Source organism: Paenibacillus sp. Soil750, assembly GCF_001428045.1.
Taxonomy (GTDB): domain Bacteria; phylum Bacillota; class Bacilli; order Paenibacillales; family NBRC-103111; genus Paenibacillus_E; species Paenibacillus_E allorhizoplanae.
Genome location: NZ_LMSD01000040.1, coordinates 272,709 through 289,252, shown reverse-complemented (window position 1 = coordinate 289,252; position 16,544 = coordinate 272,709). Strand labels below are relative to the sequence as shown.

14 protein-coding genes are annotated in these 16,544 nt (G+C 48.2%); all 14 read left to right on the top strand.

Going from position 1 to position 16,544, the window contains the following annotated elements; translation table 11 throughout:
* Positions 1-50: 50 nt before the first annotated feature.
* The 14 genes from ASL11_RS28685 (at position 51) to ASL11_RS28620 (ending at position 16,533) form a co-directional block, all read left to right on the top strand.
* A complete protein-coding gene (locus tag ASL11_RS28685) occupies positions 51-818 on the top strand; it encodes an SDR family NAD(P)-dependent oxidoreductase (protein ID WP_056622370.1) in 768 nt (255 codons plus the stop codon).
* Entirely contained in the window at positions 815-2,884 is a 2,070-nt protein-coding gene (locus tag ASL11_RS28680; protein WP_056622368.1) for a heparinase II/III domain-containing protein, read from the top strand. The genes ASL11_RS28685 and ASL11_RS28680 overlap by 4 nt, the downstream gene beginning before the upstream one ends.
* A 113-nt stretch (positions 2,885-2,997) precedes the next feature.
* Positions 2,998-5,298, top strand: a complete 2,301-nt coding sequence (locus ASL11_RS28675; RefSeq protein ID WP_056622366.1) for a DUF4962 domain-containing protein — start codon at positions 2,998-3,000, stop codon at positions 5,296-5,298.
* A 286-nt stretch (positions 5,299-5,584) separates the two neighbouring features.
* Positions 5,585-6,886, top strand: a complete 1,302-nt coding sequence (locus ASL11_RS28670) for an extracellular solute-binding protein (protein ID WP_056622808.1) — start codon at positions 5,585-5,587, stop codon at positions 6,884-6,886.
* Between the two features lie 111 nt (positions 6,887-6,997).
* Positions 6,998-7,888 (top strand): carbohydrate ABC transporter permease, encoded by an 891-nt coding sequence (locus ASL11_RS28665; protein WP_056622363.1) that lies wholly within the window; start codon positions 6,998-7,000, stop codon positions 7,886-7,888.
* A 16-nt stretch (positions 7,889-7,904) separates the two neighbouring features.
* Positions 7,905-8,786 (top strand): carbohydrate ABC transporter permease, encoded by an 882-nt coding sequence (locus tag ASL11_RS28660; RefSeq protein ID WP_082595917.1) that lies wholly within the window; start codon positions 7,905-7,907, stop codon positions 8,784-8,786.
* A gap of 80 nt (positions 8,787-8,866) precedes the next feature.
* Positions 8,867-10,711, top strand: a complete 1,845-nt coding sequence (locus tag ASL11_RS28655; protein WP_056622361.1) for a sensor histidine kinase — start codon at positions 8,867-8,869, stop codon at positions 10,709-10,711.
* 9 nt (positions 10,712-10,720) lie between these two features.
* The gene (locus ASL11_RS28650; RefSeq protein ID WP_056622359.1) at positions 10,721-11,917 is read left to right on the top strand and encodes a response regulator; all 1,197 of its coding nucleotides are present in this window, start codon (positions 10,721-10,723) and stop codon (positions 11,915-11,917) included.
* 158 nt (positions 11,918-12,075) lie between these two features.
* On the top strand, positions 12,076-12,615 hold the full coding sequence (locus tag ASL11_RS28645) for a C40 family peptidase (protein WP_056622357.1): 540 nt from the start codon (positions 12,076-12,078) through the stop codon (positions 12,613-12,615).
* Positions 12,616-12,693: 78 nt separating this feature from the next.
* Positions 12,694-13,092 (top strand): HAD family hydrolase, encoded by a 399-nt coding sequence (locus ASL11_RS28640; RefSeq protein WP_056622355.1) that lies wholly within the window; start codon positions 12,694-12,696, stop codon positions 13,090-13,092.
* Between the two features lie 12 nt (positions 13,093-13,104).
* Positions 13,105-13,323: a helix-turn-helix domain-containing protein gene (locus ASL11_RS28635; protein WP_056622353.1), complete on the top strand. Its 219-nt coding sequence runs from the start codon at positions 13,105-13,107 to the stop codon at positions 13,321-13,323.
* Positions 13,324-13,492: 169 nt separating this feature from the next.
* Positions 13,493-13,693: a cold-shock protein gene (locus ASL11_RS28630; protein ID WP_028555213.1), complete on the top strand. Its 201-nt coding sequence runs from the start codon at positions 13,493-13,495 to the stop codon at positions 13,691-13,693.
* 186 nt (positions 13,694-13,879) lie between these two features.
* Positions 13,880-15,160, top strand: coding sequence for a cyclic nucleotide-binding domain-containing protein (locus ASL11_RS28625; protein WP_056622350.1), 1,281 nt, complete (start codon positions 13,880-13,882; stop codon positions 15,158-15,160).
* Entirely contained in the window at positions 15,082-16,533 is a 1,452-nt protein-coding gene (locus ASL11_RS28620) for an SLC13 family permease (RefSeq protein ID WP_082595916.1), read from the top strand. The genes ASL11_RS28625 and ASL11_RS28620 overlap by 79 nt, the downstream gene beginning before the upstream one ends.
* The last annotated feature ends 11 nt before the right edge of the window (positions 16,534-16,544 follow it).

Sequence of the window (16,544 nt, the reverse complement as noted above, 5' to 3'; positions counted from 1 at the left end):
AAGTAGCGATTCAAATAAAAATAAGGTTACATCCATGGGAGGATACCACAATGAACATCAACTTAACGGGGAAAATAGCACTTGTAACAGGATCGAACGCAGGGATTGGACGCGCGATTGCACTAGCGTTGGCTAGCAACGGTGCTAAAGTTGGCGTGAACTGCTTGAACAATGTGGCACAAGGACAGGAAGTTGTAGCGGAAATCCAAGCATTAGGTGGGGAAGCGGTACTTGTACAAGCAGATGTAACGAATGTGGAGCAAATCGACAGACTAGTGAGCGAAGTTGAGCAGGCGTTGGGTGGAACAATCGATATTCTAGTGAATAACGCGGGTCACCTTGTACAACGCGTTCCGAATGTAGATATGTCCGAGGAAATGTACGATCGCATCATGGATGTCAACTTGAAAAGCACGGTATTCGTATCCAAACGCGTCCTTGCAGGTATGAAAGAAAAAGGCTACGGCCGAATCATCAATATGACTTCTGTAGCTGCACATAATGGTGGCGGACCAGGTGGAAGTGTGTATGCGGCCAGTAAAGCAGCAGTGCTTACTTTCTCTAAAGGTTTGGCGAAAGAAGTTGCCGCAAGTGGCATCACCGTGAACAACGTTTCACCGGGTTTCATCGGCAATACGATGTTCCACGCGACATTCACAACGGATGCTGCGCGCCAAGCAACAATCAATGGCATTCCACTGCAACGTGAAGGAACTCCAGATGATGTAGCTGGAGCAGTTCTTTACCTGGCTTCCAATTTAGCTGCTTATGTAACAGGTGAAACGATTGAAATCAACGGCGGGATGATGATGCGATGAGTACCGCGATCCCTTTGGCCGCTAAAGTAGAGACATTGACGTGGGCGGGTCAAACCGCTCACAGACTTAAAGAAGAAATCGACAGGCTGCAGCAAGCAGGCAGCCTGGTCGTTCCTAAAGAACCTGGTGGTTGGTGGCACCAGTATGTTTGTCCACACCATCATACCGAACTGACGTTCGATGAAAGCTTTGTAGATACTTCAGAATTTCTGTGCCCACACGGGTGTGTGATCACAGGTGATGCCTACCGTGGTGCTTGGCTCGTGTTTAAACAACAGTCCTTGGCACGAGTGGCGTTGCAGTCGGCCGCTGTTTATGCAGCGCTGGGTGACGTTTCCTATGCACAGATTAGTAAACGTTTGCTTGTCGAGTATGCGGAGCAATTCCCGCACTACCCGGTACATCCGGAAGCACAGAGCTGGATGCTAAAGGGACGTGCCTTCCACCAAGCACTGACGGAGGCGATTTGGTCTACAACGCTGATACGAGCCTATTTACTGCTTCGCGATGGAGGCATTACCTTTGACGCGAAGGAACAAGTGGCAATCGATGTGTTCTTAGGTTTGTTGGCGGGAAGTATGGAGGAGTACCGTCATATTTTAATTCATGAGCGGAATAATGCGGAGAACAACTATACCGCTTGGCTGAACGCGTCCTTATCTTGTGTGTACGCGGCGCGAGGCGAGCAAGCGCTGCTAGAGGCACTTATTGAAGGCCAAGGCGGCTTCATTCATCATTTATCCATCGGCGTGAAAGCCGACCAATTCGAATTCGAGGGGAGCACGTACTACCATGTATTCGTGCTTCGTGCCTATCTCATCGCTGCCGAAATGGCGCAGCGCTTCGGCATTGACCTCTACGCCACGACAGGCGCAGAGGGGCAGTCTATGCGCGGCATGCTCGAAGCGTTGGCCGACTTAGCCGACGACCAGGGCGCTTTGCCGGCCCTGCATGACGGGCCGCTTGAGCGAGTCCCTTACGCTCGCGAAATCGCCGAGATCGCTGAGCAGGGGCTCGCGATCTACGGCATCGCCGGCCTCGCGCCGGTAGCGCGCGAAGCCTACCAGCAGCTAGGCGCTGCCGGAAACGAGCAGCTCGAGGCGCTGCTCTACGGCGGAGGCGCTGACCGCGCCGCTACCTCAGAGCCGCGCGGATCGCGGCTCTGGCCGGACGCTGGCTTCGTCATCGGCCGCATCGCAGGGAGCCCGCTGTCGTTCCTCGCCGATTTCGGCGAGCACGGCGGTTCCCACGGCCACTACGACAAGCTGCATCTGACGTTGATGCACCAAGATCAAACCCTAACACCCGATCTGGGGATGGTGCCTTACGGCTCGTCCATGCGCAGATCGTGGTTTGCAGAGACAGCCAGCCACAACACCGTTTCGCTGGCAGGTCAATCGCAAGCGCCGCATGAAGGGCGCCTGAAGCACTATGAATCGACAGCGGCTTCCGTTTACGCTTGGCTGCAATCAACGGAAGGCTACGAAGGCTGTACGATGAATCGACATCTTTTGCTAACGGAGGATTGGATGTTGGACTGGTTCCAAGTTGAGCTTTCTGGTGATCAACCGCAATCGATCGAATGGTGGATGCATCCTGTTGTAGCGGTAGAAGCTTTGCAACAACCACTTAACCCAGAGGCTAGTTATCAATTGCTTGTCGCTGAGAAAGTAGGGGACGTTACGACGCTCAAGGAGCAGCAACTGCCGATTACTAGCCGGTTCGTACCGACTGGAGGGGTTGCCGGCAATGAAGCGGGTGAACTGCAAGCTTCATACAACCTCACGAACTCAGACGCTGTCATCTTCCACTCCGCACTAGTTCAACCAGGAGATGAGATTGTGGCTGTTCAGACACCAGGCGATGCCGTGGATCCTAGTCGTTCACTTACAGCGATGCTTCACCGCCGTATGGACCGCAAGGCGGATTTCATTCATGTCTATCGCGCAGGCAGTCCAGTTCAGCTTTCACAAATAACGAATAATGAAATCAGTGTAACCGTTGCTAATGTTCCTAATGATGCTGTCCGTGTTAAAATGACAGATAAAGGATTACAAATTCTGTAATTTGTCATTCGGTCTTTTGTTCGAAAGAATGTCATTTTCATAATTAATCAAGCCTCACCTACTTCCGAAACACTCATAAGCCTTACAGAACCAAGCCTGGAGGGGAACAATCCATGTCATTATCGCCACTTTACGAACCGCAGAGCGGTGTATTAACTGTACAATACGAGCCGAACGAAAAGACGGTGTTGCTGGAAAACCCGCCTCGCTTCACGTGGATTCCTGCACAGCTAGAGCACGATCGTTATGTGCTTCAAATCGCACAATCGGAGGCGTTCTCACCGACAGAGACGCAGACTGTTCAGCCAATTCTCTATAACTTGTATACACCCGATGCTGCGCTCAACGCAGGAACATACTACTGGCGCTATGCATTGCTCCAAGAAAATGGCGAACAAACGGCATGGAGCAGTGTGCGACGTTTCGAAGTACCGGCAGATTTGCCAGAAACACCTCTGCCAAGCAGAGCCACCCGATACGCAGAGGTTTCTGTTCAACATCCAAGATTGTGGCTGCAAGCTTCGGAGGTAGAAGCCTTTCGCGCCGAGTTGACGACGGATCCAAGCTATTGTGAATTTGACGTCTTCTTCGAGAAGTCTGTCAAACCTTGGATCGAACGAGATCTGATTGCGGAGCCGCTTCATTACCCAGGAAATAAGCGAGTAGCCAAATTGTGGCGTCAAATGTATATGGATACACAAGAAGTCTTGTATGCGGTACGTCATCTGGCAGTAGCAGGCAAACTACTCAACAATGCCACACTATTAGATCGAGCCAAAACCTGGCTGCTTCACATTAGTACATGGGACATTAAAGGAACGACGAGTCGCGATTATAACGACGAGGCATCCTTCCGAATGGCTGGCGCCGTCGCCTGGGGCTATGACTGGCTCTATGATCAACTATCTGAGGATGAAAGAAAACATATTCGCCACGTTCTGCTCGAACGTACACGCCAAATCGCGCAACATGTTATCGAGCATTCCAAAATCCATCATGTACCGTTCGACAGTCACGCTGTGCGCTCTTTATCCAGTGTGCTTGTGCCTTGCTGCATAGTGCTTTTGCAGGAAGAGCCGGAAGTTCAAGAATGGTTAGACTATACCCTTGAATATTATGCATGTCTCTACTCGCCTTGGGGCGGGCCTGACGGGGGCTGGGCCGAGGGTCCGATGTATTGGACGACGGGAATGGCTTTTGTTACAGAAGCGATGAATTTGCTGAAGAAATATACAGGCATTAACTTTTATAAGCGACCATTTTTCGCAAAAACAGGTGATTTCCCGCTTTATGCGTTCAGCCCAGACACCTTGCGTGCAAGCTTCGGAGATCAGTCGACATTGGGGGATCCAGTCAGCTTGAAAACGGGCTTCAACATTCGTCAATTTGCAGGTGTGACAGGAAACGGTTTGTATCAATGGTATTTCGAACGAGTTCGCGAGATAGATACAGATTCAGAGATGAAGTTTTACAACTATGGGTGGTGGGACTTCCGATTTGATGAAATGGTCTATCGTCATGACTATCCGCAGGTTGAAGCGATCGCACCTACCGATGCGAATATTCAGTCGGTCAAATGGTTCCGTGACATTGACTGGGTCGCTTTCCATTCCAATATGGCGGATCCGGAGCGTCACATTATGCTTCTCACGAAGAGCAGCAAATACGGATCTGTGAGTCATAGTCATGGCGATCAGAATGGCTTCTTGCTGCATGCGTACGGCGAACCTCTGGCCATTGAGAGTGGTTACTACGTGGCGTTCAGCTCTACGATGCATATGAATTGGCGAAGACAAACGCGCTCGACGAATAATATTTTGATCGACGGACTCGGTCAATACGCTGAGAAGAACAAAGTGCTAAATATGGCGGCCAATGGTTTTGTCGAAATTGCCGAGCAGCGCAAAGACTATGGTTATTCCCGTGCGAATGCAACCGCGGCATATCAAGAATATGTGCCATACCTGGAACGGTATGTGCGGGAGCTTTACTTCTTCGGCACTTACGTAGTGGTTGTCGATCATATCGACCTCGCACAATCGGGGACCGTAGATTGGCTATTCCAAACCTTGTATGAGATGAAGCTGAATGGACAGACCTTCAAGGTTCAAGGCCGTAAGGCCGACATGGATGGCCGTTTCGTCTATTGCTCCTCGGGAGAGCTGGAGCTTACACAGCATCAGAGCTTTACCGACATCGATCAGTCGGAAATCGAAGGTTTACCGCCGCACTATCATTTGAAGGCAACGACACAATCTTCTCGGAGCCATCGTATCGCAACGTTACTTGTACCGATTAAGCATGGTGAACCGAAATACGTATCGTATTTCATGGATGATCAAGGCTTTGACGTTCATATTTACTTCACCGAAGACGGTATCACGAACCGCGTAGAAGTGCCAAAGGCCTACTAGAATATCCTGTTGAACCAAGCGATTCCAAGTCAGCGAGAGCTGCCGAGGGATCGCTTTTTTCTTGTTGAATATCGTTAAACTCATAAAAATCCGCCAAACGGGAAAGTTATGTGAGCAGATAAATCTATAGAAATCAAACATCATACCTAAAGTTCACGCATTGTAAGGGGTGCCAATTACACGGCATAATAAGGACATAAAGACATTCACTCAAAACGAACGAGGGGGATTTACATTGGTGAAAAAGTATAAAGCACTACAAATTGTTGGAGCAGGCGTGCTTGCTATGAGTTTAACAGCATGCGGAGCGGATAAAGACAGCACGAGCACGGCTTCACCTGCTGCAGGTGCATCAACAGCTCCAGCTGCTACAGCAAAAGCTGGAAACGTTACGATTACATTCCAAAATATATATCCGGATCCGACAGATCCGAAAAACGGCATGTTGAAAAAAATCGTTGCTGACTACCAAGCTAAAAACCCTAACATCAAAATCGAGCTTGATTCCCTGAACACGGATCAACAAAAGCTTAAATTGAAAACTCAAGCAGCTTCCAAAGAAGTGCCTGATATCACAATCGTGAACCCGGCTGCACAAATGCAACCTTTCGTAGATGCGGGCTTATTCGCACCATTGAATGACATGGTTGAGCAAAATGGACTTAAAGATACATTCCAAAGTGGAATTCTTGACTTCTACAGCTTCAATAAGAACATTTACGCGTTGCCAGATGGAAACAACATCGGTGTAATTTACTACAACAAAGATTTGTTCAAACAAGCTGGAATTGCAGACGTTCCAAAAACCTTTGAAGAAATGGTTGAAGACGTAAAAATCTTGAAATCCAAAGGCATTCAGCCAATGGCGATCGGTGAAAAAGATTCCTGGACGGGTTCCTTCTTGTTCATGAACGTATTGCTTCGTACGAATGGCGGCCCTGGATTCTTGCAAGCTGTTGTTGACGGTAAGAAAACATTCGCTGATCCAGCATTCACGGATGCAGTTAGCTCTTTCGAAGACTTGATCCAAGCTGGTGCGTTCCAAGAAGGAGCAACTTCCTTTGATTACAACGCAGGCGAGAACTTGTTCAAAACAGGTAAAGCGGCTATGTACTATATGGGCAGCTGGGCAACTGGCGGTATCGAAACTTCTTCCGTTAACGGTAAAGTTGGCGTGTTCCAATTCCCTACAGTTAAAGGAAAAGGTAACCCTGATGAGTTCATGTTGGCTCCAGGATCTGCATTCGCAATCTCTGCAAATAGCAAACATTTGAAAGAGACTAAAGATTTCTTGAACTACTTCATGTTGAACTTCCCTAAAGAAGCTTTCGCAGTTAAAGGCGCTGTTGGTTTGGCTCAAAAAGTTGACGGCGACTTCAAAGCTGCTGGATACTCTGATATGGCAATGGATGTTCTTGCTTTGTTCAAAAAAGTTAAAGGCGGCGACCTAGCGTTCGATAACACAATGAACCCAGGCACTGCACAAGGTCACTTAACTAGCATTCAAAACCTTTTTGTACAAAAAGTTGATCCTGCAACTGTAGCGAAAGAGCACCAAACCGCTTACGACACAAATAAAAAGAAATAAATAAATTGATTTGATGCAGTAGCCCAATAGGGAATTTACCTAGAGCGCCTCAGAGGTGCTAAGGGTAAGTTCCCCATGGGTATATCTAACCCCATGAAGGAGGCGAGCCAAGTGAATGTGTTAAGAGTCTCCAAGTGGACGATTGCCATGTTTGTACTGCCCTGTTTGATCATTTATGTTGGCCTTGTGTTTGTACCTATTCTCGTATCCATGTACAGTGGATTGCTGGAATGGAATGGGATTGGCGCTTCGAAGTTTATTGGTTTAGAGAACTTCCGCACAATGCTTTTCCATGATCCTGTATTCTGGCCATCTGTCAAACGCACATTAATGTTTGCAGTGTTTTCCATGTGTGAAATCCCGATTGCATTGGGTGTAGCCATTTTGCTAAATCGTTTTATCAAAAAGCCGAATTTTCTTGTTTCTGCCTACTTTTTACCTGTAATTTTATCCGTAGTTATCATTGGACAATTGTGGAAAACCATTTATAATCCAGCATCAATGGGTGGTATGCTCAATCAAGTTCTAGATTTACTAAACCTACATAGCTGGACGAGATCGTGGTTAACAGATCCGAAAATTGCTATGTACTCCCTTTATTTCGTAGCCCTATGGCAGTACTTGGGTTATCACACATTAATCCAGTTTACTGGTATTCAGAACATCCCAGCTGATATCTATGAAGCTGCGCGTCTGGATGGAGCAGAAGGCTTGAAAGCCGACTGGTATATCACTTTCCCTATGAATATTCCGATTTTCAAAATATCGATCGTGCTTGCTTTCATCGGTTCTTTACAAGCGTTTGACATGATTATGGTCATGACTGGCGGCGGACCTGCACATGCGACAGATGTGATCTCCACCTTGATGTACAACAATTCCTTCCTATCCCTGAAATATGGTTACGGAAGTGCGATTGCAGCCTTCTTGGTTGTGGTATGTCTCGTAGCAACCGTCATTATTAACTCGCTATTCAACAAACTAGAGAAAAAATATACGTAGGAAGGGGAGTGTCACCATGTTAAACGCCAGGGACGTAGCTTCGGCTAAACCTGCCATCATCCGGAGACGCAAAAGCTTCTCTATCCTAAAGGTTCTTGTTGTTATATTTCTATCCTTACTTGTGGTCACACAGGTATATCCATTGCTTTGGCTGTTCATTTATTCCCTCAAAACGAATGAGGAAATCTTGTCCGGCCGTTTCTTCTCACTGCCGCACGTGCTCCAATGGAGCAACTTTACGAATGCGATCAAGTCGGGGCATTACTTCCAGTACTTGAAGAACAGCCTCTTCGTTACCTTAGTTACAATGGTATGTGTCCTCTTCTTGAGTTCCTTAACGGCTTTTGCCATTACGCGGTTCAAATGGAAGTACGGGCAGCTTGTCATGGTTATCTTCCTGATCGGGATGATGGTTCCGATGCAGGCAACCTTGCTGCCGCTTATGATTATTTTTAAAAACATGCACATCCTGAACACACATCTTTCGATCATTCTGCCCTATATCGCGTTTCAGACTCCAGTTGCGGTATTCATCCTCAGCGGCTTCATGAAATCCATTCCGGCAGAGATTGAAGAGTCAGCTGTCGTAGATGGAGCAGGGATATTCAAAATTTTCACTGGAATTATTCTTCCGATTTCCGTTCCTCCGATGATGACGGTTTGTATTCTTACCTTTATCAACATCTGGAACGAGTACATCTTAGCAGCAACGTTCATTTCGTCCGAGCGACTCAAGACACTTCCATTCGGGGTGAACAGCTTCGTAAGTCAGTATTCCGTTAACTACGGGGCCATTGGCGCTTTCCTTGTACTAGGGGCGTTGCCGGTTATTATCGTATACTTCTTACTAGCGGACAAAATTACAAAAGGTATGGTAGCAGGAGCGGTGAAGGGTTAACTTCACCCTCTTTTTTTCATTTATGTACAGGTGTGTTAAAATAGCAAATACTGTCTCTGCGAAGGGGGATCACGATCGGCGTGAAACGGGGCTTTAATTCCATTCATAATCGGCTTTTTTTGCTATTTATCTCATCCATGCTAGTGCTTGTTGTGCTTGTCAGCGTCTTGTATTATCAAAAGACCACGCAAATTATACATAGTAAAATTAACGATTTAGCGCAGAAAAATATTTCACAAACGGTTGGTTTATTTGATTTGCTGTTACAGGGATATGATAGTATAACGAAGTCTTTGAACAGTAACTATGAAATGCTTCGTTTAATTCAAGATCGCGATACCAATCCCGATGTGACAGCTAGCATTTTCAATGAGCGAACCATTACCAATATATTGGGAGCAATATATTACTCGCGTGACGATATTATCGGCATTCATGTCATTACGAATGCGGGTAAAAATTATAATTACGAGCGCGGTTTTGACAGTGTCATCGATACCAATTACTCGAACGCAGATTGGTACCAGAAGCTACAGGATTCCACTGGGGAGATGGTCTGGTTAGGACTCGTGGAAGGGTCGGTCATCAATCAGTTTCAACGAAATCCGCTCTTTGTTTTTGGACGGAAGCTGTATGATCTAACCGATCATCGAGTGATTGGCGTCATGTTGATTGAAACGAATCCAGAGCCGATTGTGTCCGCATTGTCGAACGTCACGATCAGTCCGAATAGCCGTGTCTATATCGTAGATCAAGAGAACAGGATGATTGCAACGACGGCGGAAGATAAGAAGAATCTGCCTTCTTCTTTTACAGGCTTACCGCGACCGCAAACGAGCGAGATCATCATCGATGATCGTACCGATCAGTTGATTGTAGCAGCGAAGGCGAAAATGTCGGACTGGACCGTCTTCGGTTTGACGCCAAAAGGGGATATTAATGCCGAAGTTGTCAAAACGAGAGAGTACTTATACGTTGTTGTCGTGGTCCTTATTATTTTATCTACGGCATTGGCCAGTTTGATTTCCCAGAATATTGCTTCCCCGTTAAAGCTGTTGATTCGTGAGATGAAACAAGTAGAGATGGGGAACTTCAAGGGGTCCGTGACGGTCAAATCCTTTGAAGAGATTAACTCGCTAGTATCCTCCTTCAATCGCATGGTGAAACGGATGGATGAGCTGATCGAACGCATTACATTGGCTTCTATGAGTGAGAAAAATGCCGAACTGCAGGCTCTGCAATCCCAGGTAAATCCTCATTTCCTCTATAATACCTTGGATATGATTTATTGGATGTTGGATGAACGGGAGAATGATCGCTTAGGCAAAGTAATCCTTTCGTTATCTCATATGTTCCGGTACAGCAGTGATTGGCAGGAAGCGTCCAAGACGACGCTGCAGCAAGAGCTGGATCAGATGCGCCACTATATGACAATCATCGAGAACCGCTTGGAGGGCAGGGTGAGTACGGAGATTCACATTGATCCGGAATGGCTGGATGTGGTTCTCCCTAAGATGACGCTGCAGCCCATCATTGAGAACGCTGTTAAGTATGGATTGGAGCCTTTGCGAGAGCAGCCTGGCGTACTGCGAGTGTTCGCGGAGGTGCATGAGCAAGAACTGCACATCATTATCTCAGATAATGGCGTGGGGATCGAAGAGGATCTCCTTCGTCAGATGCAGATGAGGCTAGTAGAAGATGCTCGTATGATCGGAGATTCGTACGCTTATCAAGCGGAGGAGTCTCGGGGCGAAGTGAAGCCTGATCTGAATAGCAAAATGACACGGAGAGGCATCGGTCTTACGAATGTACACCGTCGTATCGTTTTACTGTTTGGAGAGGCCTATGGACTTCGGATACAAAGTAAACAAGAGGTAGGAACTACGGTTATCATTGCGATGCCGCTTCCTCGTAAGGGGGTATAACAGACCATCATGGATATTCTTATTGTCGATGACGAAACCATTATTCTGCAAGGCATTCAGCGCACACTTCAGAATCGCTTTCCTGAGCACACGATCCACTTAGCCTCGAATGCAGAGCAAGCCATCAGTATCCTTCGCAGTCAGACGATTCATATCGTGCTAACGGACATTCTGATGCCGGGGATGACAGGGCTTGAGCTCATGAATATGTCACGCAGTCGCCATCCCCATGTGAAGTGGGTCGTAATTTCGGCTTATTCGGAGTTTTCTTATGCGCAAGAAGCTGTACGCCTTGGTGCCAAGGACTATTTGCTTAAACCGATTGGCAAAGAAGTGTTGAGCGAAATGATTAGGAAGCTGAGCGAGGAGATCGCGCATGATACCGAACTGATCGAGGAAGCAGAGCTGCTCAAGACGAATCGCAAATATCTGCAAGAAGCTGTGTTCCAGCGCTGGGTGCAAGGTCTAGATACGGGGCGGATTGATATGGGGCCATTCGTGGAGCAGCATCCTTATTTCTATTTGATTATGGTCAAAATGGAGACGGATAAGGCCGTTTTCTTGGAGAATTTCATTATCGAGAACGTCTTGTTGGAGCTGATCGAACGCTATGGCAAGGGTTTCGTGACGGTTCACGACAGCAAAAGCCTATTAGGGCTCGTCACCCCTCCTGAAGGCACAAGCATCGCGCAGCTTATTGAGGAGCTTCGCAGCCATCTCATTAAATATTTGAAGGTCCCGTTCCAGATCATGTCAACGGAACGGATCGAGCAGTTCCAATCCGTACCCGCGGAGGTACAGCGGATGCGGCAAGCGTCCACGACACAGGTCTATGAGCATCACGCCAGCGGCAGTGATCGTTCTGTTGAAGTGGCTTTGCAATACATGCGCACGCACTATCAAGACGACCTTTCACTTGAGAAAGTGGCTTCGATCGTGTATTTGAACCCTGTTTACTTTAGCCAGTTGTTTAAACAGAAGACGGGTCAGGGGTTCAAGGATTTCGTCATTAACTTGCGGCTGGAGCAGGCGAAGCAGCTGCTGCTGAATCCAAAGATGAAGCTGGCGGACGTTGCTGAACGCATCGGTTATCAAGATATGAGGCATTTCTCTCAAGTGTTTAAGAAGAAATATGGTGTGACCCCGTCAGAGTTTCGGCAGGAACATACTGGTGATAAAGCGGATTCATTGGTGTCAAGAGATTGAGTCTCATCGAATTCTCATGGAATTCTCAGAATTGTGTCTACGATTAGGCGTGACGCGACTTTCCTCCTTTTTTGTTAAATATTAGGTTATTTGGCATGTGCTATGGTAGTAGCAGGTCCAACTAACTTAGATTTTCATATCAAAGGAGGAAATCAATCATGATTTTTGTGAAGAAGAACCGCCTTACTCATTCTGTTCTAGGTTTAAGTCTGTCCATGTTAGTCGCAGGAACTGCGTTGCTAAGCCCGCAAGCGGCCTCTGCTGCCACGTCAACGACGAATGGGGCGGTAGCTGCCGCGACAGCGACAGCTACGAGCACGTCCCGTGCAGATAGCATTGTGCGTACAGCGAAGTCATACATCGGAGATGTCACTTACCGATATGGTACTAGAAATACTAGCCGTCTAATCCTGGACTGCTCTGCCTATACGCAACTTGTTTTTAGCAAGAATGGTATCAAGCTTCCATGGGGCTCCAAAGCGCAAGCGAAGCTAGGAACTCGGGTCTCCAAGAAGACAAGCCTAAGCAAGGGCGACCTCGTCATGTTCAGTACATCGACACCAGGTCGGATTAATCATGTAGGTATCTATATCGGTAATGGGCAGTTTATCAGTAATACAGCAAGCTCAGGTGTCGTTATACGTTCCATGACCTCAGGCTATTGGAAAGACCGTTTTATTATGGGGCGCCATTTATAATAAACACATATTGACCACAACTCCCTTCGGGTGGTATATAGTAGAAAACTATAACCATGTTAAGGGAGATCAGATACAATGACATTAAAGCTAGCTTTCGAAGCTGTGAAGAAGTTCCATGAAACGTTCGAGCACCCAGTGGGCGCATCACCACAGCGCCTATCTGCTCAACGTAAAGCTGCGCGTCTGGCATGGATGCAAGAAGAGCTCAATGAATTTGAAGAAGCAGCTACGCTAGAAGATGAAGTAGATGCGATGATTGATGAATTGTATTTTGTACTAGGGACACTTGTTGAAATGGGAGTAGAGCCTGGACCGATTTTTGATATTGTTCAGCATGCGAATATGTCCAAGGTTTGGCCCGATGGGAAGGTTCATAAGAATGAAATGGGTAAAACCATCAAGCCGCCGCACTGGGAAGACCCATTCGACAAAATTAGAACTGAAATTCAAAAACAAAAAAATAAAGAAAGTTGAGGTGGGGCGAGCATGTCCTTCCACATCCGGCTCAAAGAGCTGAGACAGCAGGAAAATCTCACACTTCGTAAACTTGGCGAGAAAGCGGGGATCAGCTATTCCATTATAAATTCTATCGAAAATGGTCGAATTATCCCGTCGAAAGATGTCGCATTAGCACTAGCTATAGCACTTAAAATTGAGGATCGAGAATCCTTTGTCTCGTTAGCAATAAATCCCTCTCAGGTATAATTGCAATACCTAATATAGTGTGGTACAGTATTAATAGTCTTAAAGGGAAAACCTGAATTGCGTATTGCAAAGGGTTATCATTTAAGTAAATGAAACCTTTTCCAATGTGTAATTTTTTTGTTCGAAACAAGAAAAAAGACATGTTAATAAAACTTTGGAGGTATTACCCATGGCAGTAGGAACAGTTAAATGGTTTAACGCAGAAAAAGGATTTGGATTTATCGAAGTTGAAGGTGGAAACGATGTATTCGTACATTTCTCCGCAATCACTGGCGAAGGTTTCAAATCTTTGGACGAAGGCCAACGCGTTGAGTTCAACGTAGTTCAAGGCAACCGCGGACCACAAGCTGAGAACGTTGTAAAACTGTAAGCTTCAGCTTGCAAATATAGCATTCTCCAGAAAGGCTCTTAACTTCGGTTAAGGGTCTTTCTTTTTTTGCGTTCGGGAGGCTGCTAGCAATTTGTGTAGACAAATTTGTCATACCAAGCGTACAGTATTCTTGGAGTAAAAAGCTTTGAGAATTGTTATACATCGTGCAAGGAGAGTAGATCATTCGTGGCAATTAAAGATATGGAGATGTTTAAGGACTTCTCTAACATAGAGTTAGCCAAGCTTCTGGGCAAATTAGACAAGGTGAAAGGGCAAGCAGGAGATATGCTGTTCGAGCAAGGTGATCCTGGTGATAGCATGTATCTGATCGAGAGTGGCAGAGTCGAGCTGTTCTCTCAGAAGCAAGATGGTACACGTCAGTCACTTGCGAGTTTACAGGATGGGGATACGCTCGGGGAAATGGCGCTGTTAACGAACGAACCCAGATCAGCAACGGCCATCATAGCTTCAGAAAGCGTTCTCTACTATATTGATCGAGAGACCTTCGATCGGTTAGTGATCGAGCAACCGCAGATTTCTTCCTATTTCATTCGGCTGCTTTCGCAACGGTTGGTATCAACCAACGGTCGATTACAAGCCTCCAAGGAAGCGAAAGCGCAATGGGTACTGCATGAGGTGGAGTTACTGCCGGCGTTGTTGCGGGATTTCCTTTTTACGTGTGCTTGCTTGCCAAGTGTGCGCGATGATCTGCTTAAGCATCTCTTTGGTATGACAATAGAAGAAGCCGATCAGGCTTACGCTGCTATAGGACGGTTCGTCCAGCAGGACGTGGAGCGGGATTCCGTTCACATGCGGCCCGAAATCGCTCGTGTCCTGCTCGACATTCTGCCACAGCGGTATGGTGAGCGTCAGCAGCAGCTGTGGGTGGATCAGGCTTTGAATTACTATCGGACCGAAGGTGATTGGGCGTCGATGGTTGAGGTCTATGCTGCGCGCAATGAATGGGAGCTGGCGCTGGATGTGGCGGCTATTGCCGCGGGTGAAGTAGTGGAAAAGGCGGAGATGGCAGCAGAAGCTGCCCTGGCCGAATCTGAGCGGCAGCAACAGATAATCAGCCAAGCTCTTCGGCGTTGCCCGGACGAGCTGCTCGTCGCGCGCTACGCGGTCTTGTGGGCCTATGTCCGCTACTGCGTGGAACACGCGCCTGAAGCGGGCTTGGCCATCGTAGAGGCTGCGCTGGATCAGCGAGGCGCCGCTTATTCGGCGCAGCAGCTCACCACCGTCTACGAGTGGGGTGCTGATTTGTGCCGCAAGCTGGGGCGCAACCAACTTGCGCTCGAGTATTTGCAGCTCGCGAGTCAACCGCGCTGTCGAGCTCGGGGTCGACCAAGCGCAACGGCGACCAAAGCTTCGGTCTGGCCAAGCAGATGCTGGCCAGAAGCAAGAGCGAGCGCCTCGCCGCAGGCGCGGGGAGGCTTGGTGATCGCAGCCGCTGGCTGGGCCTAGCGGCGATCATCTTGGCCGTGGCCTCGGTGTTCGGCTTCCACATCGCCGAGCCCGTCGCGGGGCTGTCCCGCCACGGCATGGACTTCATCGGGATCGGCTTAGCCGCCGTGATCCTCTGGATCGTGAACATCATGCCCGACTACATCGTAGCCTTGGGCATGGCCATGCTCTGGGTGCTCGGTGGCCTCGTCGAGCCGGAAGTCGCCTTGTCGGGCTTCGCCTCGCCGACATGGCTGTACATGATCTTCATCATGGCGATGAGCGCCGTGATTACGAAGTCGGGCTTCTTATACCGCTTCTCCCTTCATGCCCTTAAGCGCTTCCCCGCTAACTATCGCGGGCAGCTGTGGGGCATCGTGGCCGGCGGTATCATGCTGAACCCGATGATCCCTTCCTCCTCAGCGAAGGTATCACTCGGCGTGCCGATTGCCCAGACACTGTCCGAATCCATGGGATTCGGAGCACGCAGCCACGGCGCAGCAGGATTAGGTCTTACCGCTATGCTCTTCTACGGCTTCACAGCGCCGTTCGTGCTCACAGGCTCGTACACGAATGTACTAGCCTTCGGATTGGTCACCAGCGCTTCGCCTGTGAACTGGATTCAGTGGTTTATCTATGCCTTACCGGCATTTATCATATTTAGCAGCGTACTGCTTGCCATCATCTTCATCATGTTCCGCAAAACAGCGTCGGCTAAGCCGATTGCTGCCGATGTCTTAGACGAGCAGCTGCGACTGCTAGGGCCGTTGACGCGCGAGGAGCGCATTGCCGTCGTAACTGTCCTGAGCTGCATCATTATGCTGGTACTTCAGCCGCTCCATGGCATCGACAGCGCTTGGATTATGCTTATTGGTTTTGCCGTACTCGTCATCAGCGGCGTGCTGGACCGCAAAACCATTTCAACCGGTATCGACTGGACCTTCCTGCTGTTCCTCGGCGTAGCCTTCAGCTTCTCGGCAGCCGCCAACGAGCTTGGACTTGTCGAAGCCTTGTCATCATTCCTAGGCCAGCATATGGGCGTTTTCGTAACGTCGCCGTTCTTCTTCCTGGCTGCGGTTATCGTGCTCTCGTTCATCGTCACGTTGATCGTCAGGGACGATCCCGCTGTTATTTTGCTGGTCACGGCACTCCTGCCGCTGGCCGATCAAGCGGGGGTTCACCCATGGATTCTCGTATTCGTGGTACTATTGTCAACAGACCCGTTCTTTTTCGCTTATCAATCGCCGACGTATTTAACGGCTTACTATAGTTCCGAAGGGAAAGCGTTTAGCCATCGACAAGGCCAGAAGGTTGCATTCGCTTACGGATTAGCTGTATTGCTGCTTGCACTTCTGTGTGTGCCTTATTGGAAATGGTTAGGGTTGATTCACTAGAAACACTAGAT

What these genes read in the sequence shown, in the direction of transcription:
- ASL11_RS28685 (WP_056622370.1), top strand. Translation starts at nt 51, where the DNA reads ATGAACATCAACTTAACGGGGAAAATAGCACTTGTAACAGGATCGAAC.
- ASL11_RS28680 (WP_056622368.1), top strand. Translation starts at nt 815, where the DNA reads ATGAGTACCGCGATCCCTTTGGCCGCTAAAGTAGAGACATTGACGTGG.
- ASL11_RS28675 (WP_056622366.1), top strand. Translation starts at nt 2,998, where the DNA reads ATGTCATTATCGCCACTTTACGAACCGCAGAGCGGTGTATTAACTGTA.
- ASL11_RS28670 (WP_056622808.1), top strand. Translation starts at nt 5,585, where the DNA reads ATGAGTTTAACAGCATGCGGAGCGGATAAAGACAGCACGAGCACGGCT.
- ASL11_RS28660 (WP_082595917.1), top strand. Translation starts at nt 7,905, where the DNA reads ATGTTAAACGCCAGGGACGTAGCTTCGGCTAAACCTGCCATCATCCGG.
- ASL11_RS28650 (WP_056622359.1), top strand. Translation starts at nt 10,721, where the DNA reads ATGGATATTCTTATTGTCGATGACGAAACCATTATTCTGCAAGGCATT.
- ASL11_RS28645 (WP_056622357.1), top strand. Translation starts at nt 12,076, where the DNA reads ATGATTTTTGTGAAGAAGAACCGCCTTACTCATTCTGTTCTAGGTTTA.
- ASL11_RS28640 (WP_056622355.1), top strand. Translation starts at nt 12,694, where the DNA reads ATGACATTAAAGCTAGCTTTCGAAGCTGTGAAGAAGTTCCATGAAACG.
- ASL11_RS28635 (WP_056622353.1), top strand. Translation starts at nt 13,105, where the DNA reads ATGTCCTTCCACATCCGGCTCAAAGAGCTGAGACAGCAGGAAAATCTC.
- ASL11_RS28630 (WP_028555213.1), top strand. Translation starts at nt 13,493, where the DNA reads ATGGCAGTAGGAACAGTTAAATGGTTTAACGCAGAAAAAGGATTTGGA.
- ASL11_RS28620 (WP_082595916.1), top strand. Translation starts at nt 15,082, where the DNA reads ATGCTGGCCAGAAGCAAGAGCGAGCGCCTCGCCGCAGGCGCGGGGAGG.